Source organism: Streptomyces sp. NPDC059909 (assembly GCF_042730885.1).
In the GTDB taxonomy this organism is placed as follows: domain Bacteria; phylum Actinomycetota; class Actinomycetes; order Streptomycetales; family Streptomycetaceae; genus Streptomyces.
In genome coordinates, this window is the sequence record NZ_JBHWKX010000241.1 from 875 (window position 1) to 1,268 (window position 394).

General features: G+C 72.6%; 1 protein-coding gene. It reads left to right on the forward strand.

From position 1 onward, the window contains the following. On the forward strand, positions 1-394 hold a 394-nt coding region (locus ACFV9O_RS40525), incomplete at both ends, for an MFS transporter (RefSeq protein ID WP_385428124.1).

Consider the following 394-nt stretch of genomic DNA (forward strand, 5'->3'; position numbering starts at 1 on the left):
CTGACCCTGCTCGCCGGCCTCGCGGTCCTGGTCGCCTTCGGCCTCTACGAGAACCGGGTCGCCCACCCGCTGCTGCCGATGCGCCTCTTCCGCAACCCCGCGCTGACCGTCGGCACCGTCATCACCGCCGTCAACTTCTTCGTCCTGCTCGGCGTGATCTTCTTCGTCATGCTGTACCTCCAGAACGTGCGCGGCTACAGCCCCGTCGAGTCCGGCGTACGCACCCTCCCGCTCAGCCTCGCCTCGGTCGTCGCCGCCCCGCTCGGCGCCGCCCTCACCGGCCGCTTCGGCGCCCGCCTGACGATGCCCCTCGGCATGCTGCTCCAGGCCGGCGCCTCCCTCGGCATCCTCGGCTGGGGCCTGGACACCGCCTACGCCGTGCTCTGGCCGCCCC